Here is a 16101-nt window from a genome sequence, read left to right as displayed (position 1 = left end):
TACCGTTGTTATAGACTACTATATAACAACATGATTTACTTGTATTGATTTTCAGATGAAAGATGGTTTTTCTAGGATAGAATAAGATATAACTGGATAAAGAAATTTTAAACTAGGAGGATGATTTGAATGATTGAGTCAATTTACAGGGATTTAGCAGAGGATGTTATAGTACAGTACACATCCTTATTACAAGATTGGACCCCGCAAGAGGCAACAATTGCTATTGCAGTAGAAAATAACTATGTTTATTATGCACCTCAACAAGTCGATATTCAAATTTCAATCGGACAATCCATTGCACCAACGAGTATTGCACAACTCGTTTATGAAAGCGGTCGCAAAGTGGAACAAACAATTGATAATCCTTATGGAAGTGGAAGCTATCATGGCATTGGTTATCCTATTACCGTGCGCGAGAAAAAGGGCGTCCTTCTCATCGTTCTACCAAGTCGAAAGAAAGAAAAACCACTTTACTTTATTACAGGTCGAAATGAAGACGAATGGCAGCCAATTCCAATCGAAGACGTTTCATTCTTTGAAAGCTTAAATAAGAAAAATTGGTGTTACCAGCAAAATGAACTATTTCAAATTTCATTAACGATGAAAGATTTAGCGAATCGCCTACCTGAATATTTTATTCGTATTCATCGATCGTACATTATCAATATTCGAAATATCTCAAAAATCACACGTGACTTTGCCTCGAACTTATTAATTGTTATGAAAGATGGAAAACAATTACCTGTATCACAGTCTTATGTAACGGATTTAAGAAAGGCTTTAGAATTTTAAATATATTAATAGGAAGTTATTTAAATGAACTTGAATAAAAAGAGCTAGCCATAACGCTAATTGTATTTGAAATAGCGTTGTGACTAGCTTTTCTAATTTATATAGAAAGAAGATACTTTTTTATAAAAATGACTTGAAATATCAACGTATTTTTGTAATAATGGATATCGTTTGAGTAAACTTGAAGTTTACTTTAACGATACTTTCAAATCTGCAAGTTTACCAAAAGTAAACTTATTCGAGGAGAATATTTATGCAAATCGGCAAAAAAATTAAACGATTACGTTTAAGGAAGGAACTCACACAAGAGGAACTAGGTGAACGTACCGATTTAACAAAAGGCTATATCTCACAATTAGAGCGTGACCTCAATTCCCCTTCCATTGAAACTTTATTCAATTTATTAGAAGTTCTTGGTTCTACACCAAAAGAATTTTTCGACGATGAAACCGATGATCAAAAAGTTGTTTATACAACTGAAGACCAAACCGTCTATACAGACGAAGAAAAAAAATACAAACTTCAGTGGTTAATCCCCACATCAAATGAAAAAGAAATTGAACCTGTCATCCTAACCTTCGAGGAAAAAGGGGAGTTCAAACAATTTGAACCTTCCCCGTCTGAAACCTTTATCTATGTATTAGAGGGACGTGTCCGTATCGTATTAGGAGCAGAGGAATTTATTGCTACTGCAGGTGATTCTGTTTATTATGAAGCAATTGACTCACATCAAATCTTAAATGCATTTGCAGGGAGAACTCAACTACTGTTAGTCGCAACAGAATCTTATTTGTAGCTTAGGAGGCCTAGTACATCATGTCAGAAAATATTATTATCTCGTTTAACAACGTGTCAAAGTCGTACAGCGACGGTACACAGGTGTTAAAGGGCGTCAACTTTGAACTTGAAAGAGGAAAATTCTACACTTTACTTGGACCATCAGGTTGTGGTAAAACGACGATTTTACGTTTAATCGCTGGTTTTATGGAACCATCACAAGGTGAAATTTTATTTAATGGAAAGAACATTAATAAAGTACCTGCTAATGAACGCCAAGTAAATACGGTCTTTCAAGACTATGCACTATTTCCACATTTAAATGTTTTTGAGAACGTTGCTTTTGGTTTACGTATTCAAAAAGTAAATAACGCTGAAATTACACGCCGCGTTGAAGAAGCATTAAAATTCGTCAATCTTGCAGGGTACGGTAAACGCGAAATTCAAGAGATGTCAGGCGGTCAACGTCAACGTGTTGCGATTGCGCGCGCGATTGTTAATGATCCTGAAATTATCTTATTAGATGAACCACTATCTGCTCTTGATTTAAAGCTTCGTACTGAGATGCAATACGAATTACGCGAATTACAACAACGTTTAGGCAAGACATTCATCTTTGTAACACATGACCAAGAGGAAGCACTTGCGATGAGCGATGAAATCTTTGTTTTAAATGAAGGAAATATTCAACAAAGCGGGACACCAGTTGATATTTATGATGAACCAATTAATCGCTTTGTAGCTGACTTTATCGGCGAATCAAATATTATTTCTGGCATCATGGTACGCGATTTTGTTGTTAATATGAATGGTCAAGAATTTGAATGTGTTGACCAAGGTTTAAATCCAAATGAAAAAGTAGATGTGGTTATTCGTCCAGAAGATTTAGAATTAACAACTGTCCAACAAGGAAAACTTGTTGTAACAGTCGATTCGCAATTATTCCGCGGCGTACACTATGAACTTTCTACCTTTGATGAAGCTGGTAATGAATGGCTTGTTCATTCACTGAAAAAAGCCGATGTTGGTGCAAAAATCGGTTTAGATTTCGATCCAGAATCAATTCACATCATGCGTTTAAATGAATCTGAAGAAGATTTTGATAAACGTTTAGAATCATACGGAGATGACCATGATGAAAAATAAGGGCGGAGTTTTCTCTCTTATCCCTTACTACGCATGGGTTGTACTATTCGTTGTCGCACCAATCTTACTCGTACTGTACTACTCAATGCTCGATTTAGATGGTCATTTTACACTTGAAAACTATAAAAACTTCTTTACGAGTGTCTATTTTGAGATGACATTAAGTTCGTTCTGGTATGCGTTCTTAATTACGCTATTCTCTTTACTCGTTTCATACCCTGCTGCTTATTTAATTACAAAATTAAAACATAAACAGCTATGGTTAATCTTAATTATTATCCCTTCATGGGTAAACTTATTATTAAAAACATACGCATTCATTGGTATTTTCGGTAACAAAGGTCCGATTAATGCTTTCTTAGCTACAATTGGTATTGGTGAACAACAAATTCTATTCACGAATTTCAGTTTCATCTTTGTATCTGTTTATATCTTTATTCCATTTATGATTTTACCAATTTTCAATGCACTGGATAAATTAAATCCTGCATTAATTGATGCTGCACGTGACTTAGGTGCTTCACGCATTACAACATTCCGTCGTGTCATTATTCCATTGACAATGAATGGAATTAAAGCCGGTGTGCAAGCTGTATTTATCCCAGCGCTATCATTATTCATGATTACTCGCTTAATCGCAGGTAACAAAGTCATTACACTAGGTACAGCGATTGAACAACAATTCTTAGTTGCGCAAAACTGGGGAATGGGTTCTACCATTGCCGTATTCCTAATCATCGTTATGTTTATCATCATGTTCCTAACAGGTTCTAAAGAGAAAGGAGAGACACAAAATGGAAAGACTAAGTAAAGGTTCTAAATTCTATTTAGCACTTGTTATGGTCGTTTTATACGCACCAATCTTTTTCCTAATCTTCTATTCTTTCAACAGTGGTGATTCGATGGTAAACTTCAAATCATTTACATTGGAACATTATAAAGCGGTTTTTGAAGATGATCGTCTACTCATTATTTTAATGAATACAATTATTGTAGCCCTACTCTCTGCACTCATTTCGACATTCATCGGAACACTTGGTGCAATCGGTATTTCATCCATGCGTAATCGTAAATTACGCAATACAGTCTTATCGATGAACAATGTATTAATCGTAAGCCCTGACGTTATTATCGGTGCTTCATTCTTAATTCTATTTACAATTGTGGGTGTGAAACTCGGCTTTATGTCGGTAGTATTAAGTCATATTGCCTTTAGTATTCCAATCGTTGTTATTATGGTATTACCAAAACTACAAGAAATGAGCAGTTCATTAATTGATGCTGCACGTGATTTAGGTGCTTCACAACGCGATATTTTAACACGTGTTATCATTCCATTTATTAAACCAGGGATTTTTGCTGGTTTCTTCATGGCTTTAACTTACTCATTAGATGATTTCGCTGTTACGTTCTTCGTTACAGGGAATGGTTTCAGTACATTATCTGTTGAGATTTATTCAATGGCGCGTGCTGGGGTATCACTAACAGTTAATGCGATTTCAGGTTTAGTATTCTTTGTCACGATTATTCTTGTACTTGGCTATCACTTTATTACGACACGTAAAAAAATGGGGGTGCGTAATTAATGAAATCACTTATACGCATTAGTATTGCCCTACTCGCTGTTTGTGGTATCTTATTCTATGCGATACATTCGCTGAGCCAATCATCTGGTGTATCAGGCAAAAAAGTTTTAACAGTTTATAACTGGGGCGAATATATCGACCCTGCCCTACTTAAAAAGTTTGAAAAAGAGACAGGTATTCACGTCGTTTATGAAACATTCGATTCAAATGAAGCGATGATGACAAAGATTGAACAAGGCGGAACAAACTATGATATCGCCGTGCCATCTGAATACACAATCGAACAAATGAAAGAAAAAAATCTATTATTACCTGTTAATCATAAAGACATTCCGAATTTAAAAAATATTGATGAAGACTTTTTAGATTTACCATTTGATCCAAAAAATCAATATTCAATTCCTTATTTCTGGGGAACAGTTGGGATTGTTTATAACCCTAAATTATTAGGCGACAAATATAAATTTGAGCGTTGGGATGATTTATGGGATCCTTCTTTAAAAGGTAAAGTAGTCTTAGTAGATAGTGCGCGTGAAGTGCTTGGTATGGGATTGAACAGTATGGGTAAGTCACTGAACTCAACGGACCCAAAAGAGTTAAGTGCTGCAACAGACAAGCTAATTAAGATGGGACCGAATGTCAAAGCAATTATCGGTGATGAAGTAACACAGCTGATGATTAATGAAGATGCGATGGTCGCTCTAACATGGTCTGGACAAGCAGCAGATATGATGTATGAGAACGAAGATTTAACATACACAGTGCCAAGCGAAGGTTCAAACTTATGGTTTGATAATATGGTCATTCCAAAAACGTCTAAAAACGTAGAGGGCGCACATAAATTCATTAACTTCATGTTAGAACCTGAAAATGCAGCTCAAAATGCAGATTATGTCGGTTACTCAACACCAAATAAAGCGGCTCTTTCTCTACTAGATGAAGAAGTAGTAAACGATGAACGTTACTACCCTTCGAAAGAAACACGCGAAAACTTACATGTTTATAAAAACCTTGGCCTTGAAAAAATCGGGGAATACAATGAATTATTCCTGAAATTTAAAATGGCGATTAATGAATAAATGGACTGTAGATGAATTCGTTTCATCTACAGTTTTTTTGATGTTTCAACAGGGTTGTTCTCCTTTATAAAAAGGAATACTACAAGTAAGGTTGTTTCAGTCAAAAGAAGTAGATTTTTTTCATTGCGATTCTATACTATAGCCGTTATTATTTAGCTATACGAAATACTCAACAAAGGAGCCTTCTATGGAAAAGAAAGTAAAATTAGCACTCGCACTCTTAATGTTCAACATGTTTATTTCCATGAGTGGTATCGGCTTAATTATTCCCATCATGCCACATTATTTACAAGGCTTTGGAGGACAGGGCGCTGTACTTGGTTTTTTAATCGCCAGTATCGCACTGGCACAATTCATCTTTTCTCCACTCGCTGGCTCTCTCTCTGACCGTTTTGGTCGAAAAAAACTCATCGTAATTGGGCTACTGATTAATGGTACGTCCATGACTTTATTCGGTGTCGCGAGCCATCTTTATGAACTCTATATCTTCCGCTTTTTAACAGGTGTGGGTTCTGCCTTCATCACGCCACCCATTATGGCGTATGTGGCAGATATTACAACAGGAAAACAACGTGGGAAAGCGATGGGCTTAATCGGCGCTTCGATTTCACTTGGCTTTACCATTGGGCCTGGTTTAGGTGGTTTATTATCCAATATTAATTTACACTTCCCATTCTATTTCGCCGGTGCAGCCGCTATTTTAGCAGGTATTTTAACGATGTTTTTGCTTCCTGCAACAAAACCTGTTATAGCTAAAGGTGCGAAAAGTACAGGTAGTGGTAATATTTTAAAAGATATGAAAACTTCTTTCACTACACCCTATTTTGTTTTACTATTAGTTGTTTTCATCTTCACATTTGGTATCGCCAACTTCCAATCTTCTATGTCACTATTTTTAACGTATAAATTCGACTTCACACCGAATCAAATTGCCATTGTCTTAACTGTTGGTGGCTTTATCGGTGTTATTGTTCAGGGACTATTGTTAGACAAGTTATTTAAACGTTTTGGCGAGATGCGTATTATCTTGTTCAGTCTAGTCATCGCATCAATCTTTACAGTTTGTATGATTTACATTAGTGGATTCTTCCTTATCCTAGTTGTTGCAACGATTTTCCAAACAGCGGCTATTCTTATTCGTCCAGCAGTCAATACACTTATTTCGTATGCCGCTGGGAAAGAACAAGGTTTTGCTTCTGGTATGAACAACTCCTATATGTCTCTTGGGAATATGATTGGACCCGCAATTGCAGGTACATTATTCGATATTAATATGTCGATTCCATTCATCGTAGGTGGTGCCGTTCTCATGATTTGCTTCGTCATCACCTATGTATGGCAAAAGCGAAATCCCATTCAAAGACCTGTACATCAACAACCGAATGTCGACTTGGATACAAAAGCATAAACAAAAAAAGAATCGCGTAACTTATCACGCGATTCTTTTTTTCGTACTTATATTGTGTTGTGTAAATCAAGATGCACGCCTTGAAGACTTCATAACTTTTTTACGTTCTTTTAATAAATCAATGAGATCTTCTCGATTCATGAGTGTCACCTGACAAGCTGTAGCTAATTGTTTCGCTGCTTGTGTATAGTAGTTATTCGTAATTACCCACGCTTCATCTGCTTCATAAAAAGCCTGCGCTGCATAAATTTCTTGTACTGCTTTTAAACCAACTTTATCTTGATAACGCTTCGCTTGAATCACAATTTTCCCTTCATCATGTTGTAACATGACATCTGCTCCAAAATCATTAGAGCGCTGCGTTGCAACTGCTTCGTAACCTAAGTCTTCAAATACATGTGCTAAAAAGTCCTCAAATACATAGCCATCCATTTCATCGACATCGCGAATTTGTGTCGTCTGCATTAATCGTTCATAGGATTTTCTTCTTTTTCTTTCTTGAATAAAGCGAATCAACATCGAAAGGAATAAGAGAATCCCAACCGCGATGGCACCCCATACGATATATTCAATTAATTGGTTCATCTGTGTACTCCTTTATTTACGTAATCTGTTTTATCATACAGAAAGCAGCAAAAGAGAACAAGTGTTTTATTTATTTCAAATGGAATTGTCGAAGAAATCCTTCTACAAATAAAATATTTTGTTCGATGAGATTTTCATCGGGTGATATTTTCGCATGGTGTAATCCATAAGGGGTATTCGCCCCAGCCCAAAACATCGCGCCTGGAATCTCTTTTAAAAAGAAACCAAAGTCCTCACCAGTCATTGCTGGTGGGCATTCGTACGCTGTCATACCTTCTACAGAATCTGCATATTGAAGAAGCGATGTCGCACAGTGTGCATCATTGTACACTTGATAATACATTGAACCATAGTCAATCGTCACATCACATTCGAATGCAAGAGCAGTCGCCTCACACAATGTTTGAATACGTTTTTTTATTTGTGCCATACTCTCAGCTGTTACTGTACGGATTGTTCCTTCCAAACGTGCAGCATCTGAAATAACGTTTTGTACGGTGCCAGAAGTCATTTTACCAACTGTAATAACAGAACCTTCTAATGGATTGATATTACGACTGACAATCGTCTGTAGTTGCATAATAAGCGATGCAGCTGCAACAGTCATATCTTTTGTATGGTGCGGAAATGCTGCGTGTCCACCTAGTCCTTTTAAATCAATAAAAAGTTCAGATGTATTTGCAAATAACATACCAGGTCGTGTTGCAACAGTTCCAACAGGATACTCTGGTGCGATGTGACATGCAAACATATAATCCGGAAGTAGTTCTGGATGTTCTGCCTTCACCCACTCTAACATAGGCTCTGCGCCTCCAGGGCCTTCTTCAGCAGGTTGGAAGTACAATAAAATCGTATGCTCTGGTTGAACATCCGCAAATCGTTTCGCAAGCCCTAGCGCAATCGTCATATGGAAGTCATGTCCACATGCATGCATAAAACCCTCATGTTCAGAAGCGTATGATAAATTAGTTTGTTCTTGAACAGGCAAACCATCTAAATCTGTTCTCCATCCTAATTGCAAACGAGGATTAATCCCTTCAATAACTAAAATAAAACCCGTTCGCCATTTTATGATACGCATATAGGGCTTTATAAACGATGTAATTATATCGAGTAAATATTGTTGCGTCTTAAACTCTTGAAAACCAATCTCCGGAATTCTATGTAAATCCCTTCGAACTTCAATAAAAGACTTCACACCATTCACCTCTTATATTTTTCTTAAATCTTGCATAATTTCTGTTTTTGATTTTGTTTTTTCATCAATTTTTTTAATTTCACGTGCTGGAATACCTGCAACTACTGTATAAGGCTCAACATCTTTTGTTACGACAGCACCAGCTGCAATTACTGCACCTTCTCCTACTCGTACTCCTTCTAGAAGAACTGCATTTGCACCAATCATCACATTATTTTCAACTACTACAGGGTCAGCACTTGGAGGTTCAATCACACCTGCTAAAACAGCACCTGCTCCAATATGGCAATCTTCTCCCACTGTTGCACGACCACCCAGTACAACATTCATATCAATCATCGTACGTGCGCCAATTTCCGCTCCAATATTAATAACACTACCCATCATGATTACTGCATTATCACCAATTGTAACTTGATCTCGAATAAGTGCACCTGGTTCGATACGTGCATTAATCGCTTTTGTATCTAATAAAGGCACAGCTGAGTTACGTCGATCTTGCTCGATTACGTAATCTTCAATCTGTGCTTCATGTGCGTTGATTGCTTGTTCAATTTGTGACCAGTCACCAAATACAACTACGGAATTACCTTCACCAAATACTTTACTATCTGTACCAAAGTCTAATGAAGACACATTTGTACCTTTTACATAAACTTTAACTGGTGTTGTTTTTTTAGCATTTGCTAAGTAAGCGATAATTTCTTGTGCGTTTAACTTTTTCATTGTGCATTTCCTCCTATTGAAAAAAAGATGCACTAATTGTAACCGATTATTCAAAAAATTTCACTTATTTTTTGAATAATCATACAAACATTCTGCATGTTGTTGCACAATTTCAACAAAAGCTTCTACTTGACGGAGCTCAAAACTCGAATCATATCCAATCAACCATGTATCACGTGTTAGTGCAAATTTTTCATCATCACTGACGAGGTTGATTCGATTGACATCTTCTTCACCTGTCAATGTAATAGATGGTAAAATCGCATAGCCAATACCATTCAGTGCCATCTGCTTACACGTTTCGATTTGGTCAACTGTGATTTGATGCTTTGGACTTGAAGAAAATTGTCGTTGCCACCATTGTTGAATTTCTTGATAATAATTCGAATCACTTTTGAATTGAATAAAGGGTCGTTCAGTCTCAAATACTTCATCCAGTGATTTAATTTCTTTATCTACTAAGTACATTGTATCTCTAAATAAATGTGTTTTTCGACCTTTCCAATCGGAATGCCCACGTACAATCCCAATATGTGCTTCACCATCATATAGCGCTTTGACAATTTCAGATGACCAGCCTGTCATGAGCGAAATTTTCGCATCTGGATATTTTTGTACGAACTCTTTTAATACTTGTGGCAACCATGTGTGCCCAACAATTGAAGCACATGCAATTTTCAATGTTCCATGTACTTTTTGTGTTAACGACTGTAGTTGTTCATACACTTCTTCTCGTCTAGTAGCCATCTCATTCGCATATTGAATAACAAGTTCACCAGACGGGGTAGGTGTTAAACCTTTTTGTGAACGTAAAAAAAGCTGCGTTCCCCAATCTTTTTCAATTGATTGTAAGCGTTGTGAAAGTGCTGGTTGCGATAAAAATAGGCGTTCTGCTGCTTTTCTCATATTTCCTTCTTCAGCTAAAATCTTTAAAATTTGTGCTTCAGATGTTGTCATGCGAACACCTCCATATACGTATTCAAAATGTATGTAGTTCAAAATAATAAAAGGACCTGTCTCATCCGTTCTCTTAAGACAGTTCCTTTTAATTCAGCCAAAATAATTATGATTTTGGTTGATATACATATTTTTTTAACTGTTTTAAAATTACACGACGTGTCATAATCCCAACAAATGTACCTTCATCATCAATTACACACAAGAAGGCATGATTAATTACTAAATCTAAAGCTCGCTTAAAATTATCATTAATATTCAATGTAGCAATGTCTCGATCCATAATCTCTGTGACATTCGACACTTCTAAATTTTCATATTCAATTCGTTCTAAGCCTAAGACTGAATCCATGATCATACGAATACTAATTAGACCATGAAAACGATAGCTTGAGTCGAGTACAGGAATCGAAGAATATCCTGTTTTTGTTAATACTAATAAAGCATGCTCTGCATTATTACCAATTTGAACGTGCGCTACTTTCTCAGCTGGTATAATAAAATCATGAATTGGCATTTCGAGCAATTCTTTGCTGTTCGTGGAAATCATAGAATTCTACTCCTTTTCTATTTAAAAAATAGAGTACTTCACTTCTTTTTATCATAACATAAAATGAATTGAGAATACTATGCATAACTCGAAAATACTCAACATGACAAGGATGTAAGCGGTATCAACCTTTTAAAATGGATGTGAGTTTAACCACTGTCCACCATCAAGTGTCACACATTCGCCATTCATATACGCGGCTTTGTCCGATAAAATAAATGCCGCTAAATCTGCAATTTCCTCTGGTTGCCCTAAGCGATGAAGTGGTACAGACTGTAATGTACGTTTAGCTGCTTCTTCCGATTCCCATAATTTTTCTGCTCCTCCTGTTCTGTCGATCGGACCAGGTGCAATAGCATTCACACGAATCCCATAAGCACTTCCCCATTCAACTGCTAATGTGCGTGTTAAAGACAGTACACCTGCTTTTGCAGCTGCTGAATGGACAACACCAGCTCCTGCTTGCCAAGCGTAAGTTGCCACCATATTTAAAATGGCTCCTTTAATTTGGTGTTCAATCCAATACTTCCCTACAGCTTGAGAACAATAAAAAGTTCCATTTAAAACAATATCAATGACAGATTTCCAACCATTTGGAGATAGGTCTTCTGCACGTACAATAAAATTTCCAGCTGCATTATTTACAAGTCGTGTGATGGTACCAAATTTATCATGAACATATTTCACCATTGCATCTACATGCTCTACTACACGAACGTCCATTTGAAATACCGCAATTTCTCCCATTGCTGTTTGCTGTAGTTCGCGCTGTGCTGCATATAATCTTTCTTGATCACGTCCTGTAATCACTACATGTGCACCTTGCTCGGCAAAATTCTTCGCCATGTATTTCCCCATCCCATTTGATCCGCCTGTAACAATAATTACCTGACCTGCTAACATATTATTTCCCCCTTCTAATTTGAAAGTGAATCATTATTCATTTTTACTTATTTTAACATATCATATACTTTTCATACAAAGAAAAAGCGTATGATAAGAGGAATCTCCTTCTTTCATACGCTTTTTTCTATTCTTCATCACTTAATACTTTATTAGCATCTCGCTCTTGAATTAACTGACTGTCAATAATTTCCGTTTTTTCATCTACCTTTTTGTAACGATATTGTCCATCAGCTTCTAATACACGTGCCTTACTATTATCTTGTAATTGGAGTTTTACCACGTGCATAATCCGCTTTTTAATCCCTGTATCAAATATTGGGAACAGAATTTCAACACGCTTAATCATATTACGTGTCATCATATCTGCTGAAGATAAATAGATTTTATTTTCACCATTATGATGGAACCAATAAATACGAGAATGTTCTAAGAAACGTCCTACAATACTAATCACTGTAATATTTTCACTTACACCTTTAATTCCTGGTTGTAAGCAGCAAATACCGCGAATGATGAGATGTACTTGAACACCTGCAATTGACGCTTCATACATTTTCATAATTAAATCTTTATCGGTTAATGAATTCATCTTTGCGTAGATGCGTCCATTTCCATGTTTTTTATGATATTCAATTTCTAAATCAATCAAACGAATGAATTCTTCTCGAATATCGAATGGTGATACGACCAAATGATGATAATGTGGTTTTTCTGTATAACCACTTAAATAGTTAAAGAAGTTTGTCGCATCAATACCAAGTTTTTTCTTCGTCGTAATAATTCCCATATCCGTGTAGATTTTAGCTGTTGCATCATTGTAATTACCTGTACCTAAATGAATAAAACGTTCAATTCGTCCTTGACGTTTTCGAACAACGAGTGTTATTTTCGAATGTGTTTTTAAATTATGCATACCATAAATAACTAAACATCCTGCTTGTTCTAGTTGTTTCGCCCAAAGTACGTTATTTTCTTCATCAAAGCGCGCTTTTAACTCAACTAATACAGTCACTTGCTTACCATTCTCTGCTGCTAACTTTAATGCTTGGATGACAGGTGAATTGCCACTTACACGATACAATGTTTGTTTAATAGCTAACACATTTGGGTCTTTTGCTGCCTCTGTTACGAAATCAACGATTGGTGAAAACGATTCGTATGGATGATGGAAAAATAAATCTTGCTTTAGTGCTTTTTCAAAAATATTATCGTCTGAACTTACATCTTGTGGTGGTTGTGGGATAAAACTTTCATATTGTAAATCTTCTCTTAAATCACCCACTACTTTACAAAACGAAAATAGATACGTTAAATCTAAAGGTCCCTTAATATTAAAAACTTGTGCATCCCAGTCATCCAATTCGCGTATTAAGAATTGTAATACATTCTCTTGCATTTCTCCTTTGCGCACTTCAACACGAGAAACACTCCCCCACTTACGCTTTTTTAATTCTTTTTCGATTTCCGTCAATAGGTCGCGTGCTCCTTCTTCGTGAATCGTCAAATCAGCATTACGTGTTAACCGGAATGATTGCACAGATTGTACTTTAAACCCTTTAAATAAAATATCAATATTGTGCATAATCACTTCTTCAATTAAGATCACCTCTATTTTACCATTGCGTTTTGGTAAACAGATAAAACGATCCAGCACTGCAGGCACCTGAACAATTGCTACTTTTTTCTGCTGTTCTTTTCCGCCATGTTGATCTTCTAACATAACAAGTAAATTATGTGTTTTGCTTAGTAAAGTTGGGAATGGTCGATATGCATCTACCGCAATGGGTGTTAATACTGGGAAAACAATTTCTTCAAAATATTCTTTTACATAGCTCAATTGTTCTTCATCTAAATCTTTCATCTCATGAATAAAAACTTTCTCTTTTGGTAATAGTTCTTTTGTTAGTTGATGATAGACTTCCATTTGACGATTGACTAACTCTTTTGTTTTTTGCTCAATTGCTGCTAACTGTTCTTTCGGTGTCAATCCAGCCTTGTTTTCTGGTTTATTAAAACCTGCGCGTACTTGATCTTGTAATCCCGCTACACGCACCATATAGAATTCATCGAGATTTGAACTGAAAATAGCGATAAAACGTAAACGTTCAAGTAACGGATTGCGTTCATCTTCCGCCTCTTGTAGTACCCGCTCGTTAAATGCAAGCCAGCTTAATTCACGATTATTATAATATTCTGGTGAAGCAATTTTTTTATACTGTTCTTCTGTCATCTAAAATCCCTCCTACACAAAATGTAAAACAACATCTTTTTTAACGATACGCTCAAAATGTTTTTTTTGCTTATTTCCTTGATATTTTTCTGCTAATGGATAACCTCTAGTTTGAATTTCTAAATCTAATACCTCAGGTGTTTCTTCATTAATTTCAATAACAATATCTGTAACAATACTTCTTTTAGAGGCATCGAGTGCATAAATTAACTTTAATAAAGCGCCTAAACGAATGAGCATTTGCACTTCTTCTTTTGTAAACCAGGCTTCAAACGGTTTTAAATACGTATAAAAAGAGTCTTTATTTTTATATGATGCAAGCAATGCTAAACGAACTCGTTCTTTATGATTAAGTCCGTTAATTGAGCGGTTTGATAATAAATAGAAGGTATGCTGACTTGCTGCATCTTGTTCTAAATATTCACCAATCATATAAACTTTCGCACCTTGATTTAAGATATAAATTTCTTCTTCAGAATAATCCCATAATTCATGGCGACATAATTCTCGATACATAAGTTCAGCAATACGCGCATGATGTAAAATTTGATTCTCTGACTTTCCAAACTCTGATGCTAAGTATCGAGCATTCGAACGAAAGACATCTGTACGGTCAAATGCTAAAGGGTATTCTTTTAAAATGTCTGAAATAACAATTCCTTCTCGTAAACCTTTTCGACTTAGTTGGAATTTTTGACTATCGACAACATGCATAAGCGCACGGAATACTTCTGCTATTGGTCCAATAATATCCGCTCGATCTGCCGATAATTCATCCATCTTTTTTAACTCGTTATATGTTAACGATGAAATTTCATCATTAATCTCATTAAAATCAGCTAACGACATACGATATTGGTGAACACCTGTTAAGGGATAGTTCTTACGACTTTGATCCATTTTCGCCATACTTCTCGCACTTCCACTAATGCCGACAACAGGTACTTTTAAATCGTTCAACCATGTCACTTCTTTGAATTGTTGTTTTGCAAAATGATACACTTCATCATGTTCTTTTTTCGTCATTGTATCGCTTTGCATAAACTGTCTTTTTAACGAAACCGAACCGAATGGTAAACTAATCGCATGTTTTAATTCTTTTTGTTCATAGTACGTAATTTCTGTACTACCTCCACCTATATCAATCGTAACTGCTGATGGTGTAGAAATCGTGTTTGCAACTGCAAAATAGCCATAATACGCTTCATCTCGTTCAGATAGTAACTCGACTTGTATCCCTGTTTCCTCGTACATCTTTTTTATAATTTCTTGATTATTTTTAGACTGACGCAAAGAAGCAGTAGCAACCGCGCGATAATGTTCAATCCCGTAATCTATAAGCATTTCTTTAAAAGAATGTAGTAAATTCAGTAACTTTTGAATTCCTTGTTCATTCAAATAACCTTCTTCTGTAATGTCATTTCGTAATCGCGCTACAGATTTGATGTTCATTAATTCTTTTAAACCACTTATTTTGGTATATTGATAAATAACAAGGCGAATGGTGTTCGATCCAATATCAATTACAGCTCTTTTTCGTTTTGTCATATGAAGCACATCCTTTTATTTTTTCGTTTCCTCTATACTTATAGATTAATAGTTGGTATGATAACTTATATTTATTATAAATTCGAATGGTCAGAATATTCCACAAATATCATGATGAATTCATTTTATTTGAAAGAAAGGTGACAATATATGGTTGAAAAATATAATACAATGCAAATTGCTCAGGCCATTTTCACCATTAATAAACATGCTAAAACAGCACCCGATAATCGTTTTTTATATATGCTAAAAAAACATGCAATTCAAAAACTAATCGAACAAAAACAAGCAAAGAAGATTGGACTTCACTTTGTGGAACGTCCACGCAATAGCCAACAACAATCTTCTGTATTAATTGCATGTGGGGAATACTACTTCCATACTTTACCCGAAAAAGATGACTTTAAAGAACTTCCTCATTTAGGACATTTAGATCGTACATACCGAAATCCACCTTGCCGTATGAGTTTAAAGCAGGCAAAAAGTATATTGATTCTTTTTACGGATATGAAAATAGAAAATCCAAAGCCGATCATACCAGCTAAAAAGAAAAATAATTTACATGTGCATCGTACAAGTTACTTTTATGGTCATTAAAAAAGCAGACTGT

Annotated in this window: 16 protein-coding genes; 8 read left to right on the top strand and 8 right to left on the bottom strand. The window is 35.7% G+C overall.

Translation table 11 applies throughout. The features are described 5' to 3' along the window. Positions 1–129: 129 nt before the first annotated feature. The 7 genes from MHB75_RS01290 to MHB75_RS01260 all read left to right on the top strand — a co-directional run bounded on the left by MHB75_RS01290 (position 130) and on the right by MHB75_RS01260 (position 6791). Positions 130–795 carry a LytTR family DNA-binding domain-containing protein gene (locus MHB75_RS01290; protein WP_068455231.1) on the top strand — a complete coding sequence of 222 codons (666 nt, stop codon included), beginning with the start codon at positions 130–132 and terminating at the stop codon, positions 793–795. Between the two features lie 253 nt (positions 796–1048). Beyond that, positions 1049–1591: a helix-turn-helix domain-containing protein gene (locus tag MHB75_RS01285; protein WP_087682391.1), complete on the top strand. Its 543-nt coding sequence runs from the start codon at positions 1049–1051 to the stop codon at positions 1589–1591. A 20-nt stretch (positions 1592–1611) separates the two neighbouring features. After that, positions 1612–2718 (top strand): ABC transporter ATP-binding protein, encoded by a 1107-nt coding sequence (locus tag MHB75_RS01280; protein WP_141275053.1) that lies wholly within the window; start codon positions 1612–1614, stop codon positions 2716–2718. Further along, positions 2708–3529, top strand: coding sequence for an ABC transporter permease (locus MHB75_RS01275; protein WP_340998524.1), 822 nt, complete (start codon positions 2708–2710; stop codon positions 3527–3529). The genes MHB75_RS01280 and MHB75_RS01275 overlap by 11 nt, the downstream gene beginning before the upstream one ends. Beyond that, on the top strand, positions 3513–4304 hold the full coding sequence (locus tag MHB75_RS01270; RefSeq protein WP_340995399.1) for an ABC transporter permease: 792 nt from the start codon (positions 3513–3515) through the stop codon (positions 4302–4304). The genes MHB75_RS01275 and MHB75_RS01270 overlap by 17 nt, the downstream gene beginning before the upstream one ends. Next, entirely contained in the window at positions 4304–5383 is a 1080-nt protein-coding gene (locus MHB75_RS01265; RefSeq protein ID WP_340995397.1) for an ABC transporter substrate-binding protein, read from the top strand. Before MHB75_RS01270 ends, MHB75_RS01265 begins: the two co-directional genes overlap by 1 nt. Before the next feature lie 187 nt (positions 5384–5570). Further along, positions 5571–6791 carry an MFS transporter gene (locus tag MHB75_RS01260; protein WP_340995396.1) on the top strand — a complete coding sequence of 407 codons (1221 nt, stop codon included), beginning with the start codon at positions 5571–5573 and terminating at the stop codon, positions 6789–6791. Between the two features lie 66 nt (positions 6792–6857). Here MHB75_RS01260 and MHB75_RS01255 read toward each other — a convergent pair whose 3' ends face one another. The 8 genes from MHB75_RS01255 to MHB75_RS01220 form a co-directional block, all read right to left on the bottom strand. Further along, positions 6858–7376, bottom strand: coding sequence for a restriction endonuclease (locus MHB75_RS01255; RefSeq protein ID WP_340995394.1), 519 nt, complete (start codon positions 7374–7376; stop codon positions 6858–6860). Positions 7377–7446: 70 nt separating this feature from the next. Continuing rightward, positions 7447–8574 (bottom strand): N-acetyldiaminopimelate deacetylase, encoded by a 1128-nt coding sequence (locus MHB75_RS01250; RefSeq protein ID WP_340995392.1) that lies wholly within the window; start codon positions 8572–8574, stop codon positions 7447–7449. Positions 8575–8586: 12 nt separating this feature from the next. Continuing rightward, positions 8587–9300, bottom strand: a complete 714-nt coding sequence (dapD, locus tag MHB75_RS01245; protein WP_068455255.1) for a 2,3,4,5-tetrahydropyridine-2,6-dicarboxylate N-acetyltransferase — start codon at positions 9298–9300, stop codon at positions 8587–8589. A 60-nt stretch (positions 9301–9360) separates the two neighbouring features. Beyond that, complete coding sequence (locus tag MHB75_RS01240; RefSeq protein ID WP_340995389.1) at positions 9361–10257, bottom strand: LysR family transcriptional regulator; 897 nt, start codon at positions 10255–10257, stop codon at positions 9361–9363. Positions 10258–10363: 106 nt separating this feature from the next. Beyond that, entirely contained in the window at positions 10364–10807 is a 444-nt protein-coding gene (gene cbpB / locus MHB75_RS01235) for a cyclic-di-AMP-binding protein CbpB (RefSeq protein ID WP_068455261.1), read from the bottom strand. Between the two features lie 132 nt (positions 10808–10939). After that, on the bottom strand, positions 10940–11710 hold the full coding sequence (gene fadH, locus MHB75_RS01230; RefSeq protein WP_068455264.1) for a 2,4-dienoyl-CoA reductase: 771 nt from the start codon (positions 11708–11710) through the stop codon (positions 10940–10942). 127 nt (positions 11711–11837) lie between these two features. After that, positions 11838–13943, bottom strand: a complete 2106-nt coding sequence (locus tag MHB75_RS01225; RefSeq protein ID WP_340995385.1) for an RNA degradosome polyphosphate kinase — start codon at positions 13941–13943, stop codon at positions 11838–11840. 12 nt (positions 13944–13955) lie between these two features. Then, a complete protein-coding gene (locus MHB75_RS01220) occupies positions 13956–15491 on the bottom strand; it encodes a Ppx/GppA phosphatase family protein (protein ID WP_340995383.1) in 1536 nt (511 codons plus the stop codon). A gap of 150 nt (positions 15492–15641) precedes the next feature. Between MHB75_RS01220 and MHB75_RS01215 the strand changes: the two genes are divergently transcribed. Next, positions 15642–16088, top strand: coding sequence for a YkyB family protein (locus MHB75_RS01215; protein WP_340995381.1), 447 nt, complete (start codon positions 15642–15644; stop codon positions 16086–16088). The last annotated feature ends 13 nt before the right edge of the window (positions 16089–16101 follow it).

This window comes from Kurthia sp. FSL E2-0154, assembly GCF_038003625.1.
Lineage (GTDB): Bacteria > Bacillota > Bacilli > Bacillales_A > Planococcaceae > Kurthia > Kurthia gibsonii.
The sequence above is the reverse complement of the archived record's forward strand: the minus strand, read 5'-3'. Positions and strand labels throughout refer to the sequence as shown.

Bases quoted from the DNA above. Each gene is read 5' to 3' on its own strand.
- MHB75_RS01290 (WP_068455231.1), top strand. From the start codon at position 130: ATGATTGAGTCAATTTACAGGGATTTAGCAGAGGATGTTATAGTACAG.
- MHB75_RS01285 (WP_087682391.1), top strand. From the start codon at position 1,049: ATGCAAATCGGCAAAAAAATTAAACGATTACGTTTAAGGAAGGAACTC.
- MHB75_RS01280 (WP_141275053.1), top strand. From the start codon at position 1,612: ATGTCAGAAAATATTATTATCTCGTTTAACAACGTGTCAAAGTCGTAC.
- MHB75_RS01275 (WP_340998524.1), top strand. From the start codon at position 2,708: ATGAAAAATAAGGGCGGAGTTTTCTCTCTTATCCCTTACTACGCATGG.
- MHB75_RS01270 (WP_340995399.1), top strand. From the start codon at position 3,513: ATGGAAAGACTAAGTAAAGGTTCTAAATTCTATTTAGCACTTGTTATG.
- MHB75_RS01265 (WP_340995397.1), top strand. From the start codon at position 4,304: ATGAAATCACTTATACGCATTAGTATTGCCCTACTCGCTGTTTGTGGT.
- MHB75_RS01260 (WP_340995396.1), top strand. From the start codon at position 5,571: ATGGAAAAGAAAGTAAAATTAGCACTCGCACTCTTAATGTTCAACATG.
- MHB75_RS01255 (WP_340995394.1), bottom strand. From the start codon at position 7,376: ATGAACCAATTAATTGAATATATCGTATGGGGTGCCATCGCGGTTGGG.
- dapD (WP_068455255.1), bottom strand. From the start codon at position 9,300: ATGAAAAAGTTAAACGCACAAGAAATTATCGCTTACTTAGCAAATGCT.
- MHB75_RS01240 (WP_340995389.1), bottom strand. From the start codon at position 10,257: ATGACAACATCTGAAGCACAAATTTTAAAGATTTTAGCTGAAGAAGGA.
- cbpB (WP_068455261.1), bottom strand. From the start codon at position 10,807: ATGATTTCCACGAACAGCAAAGAATTGCTCGAAATGCCAATTCATGAT.
- fadH (WP_068455264.1), bottom strand. From the start codon at position 11,710: ATGTTAGCAGGTCAGGTAATTATTGTTACAGGCGGATCAAATGGGATG.
- MHB75_RS01225 (WP_340995385.1), bottom strand. From the start codon at position 13,943: ATGACAGAAGAACAGTATAAAAAAATTGCTTCACCAGAATATTATAAT.
- MHB75_RS01220 (WP_340995383.1), bottom strand. From the start codon at position 15,491: ATGACAAAACGAAAAAGAGCTGTAATTGATATTGGATCGAACACCATT.
- MHB75_RS01215 (WP_340995381.1), top strand. From the start codon at position 15,642: ATGGTTGAAAAATATAATACAATGCAAATTGCTCAGGCCATTTTCACC.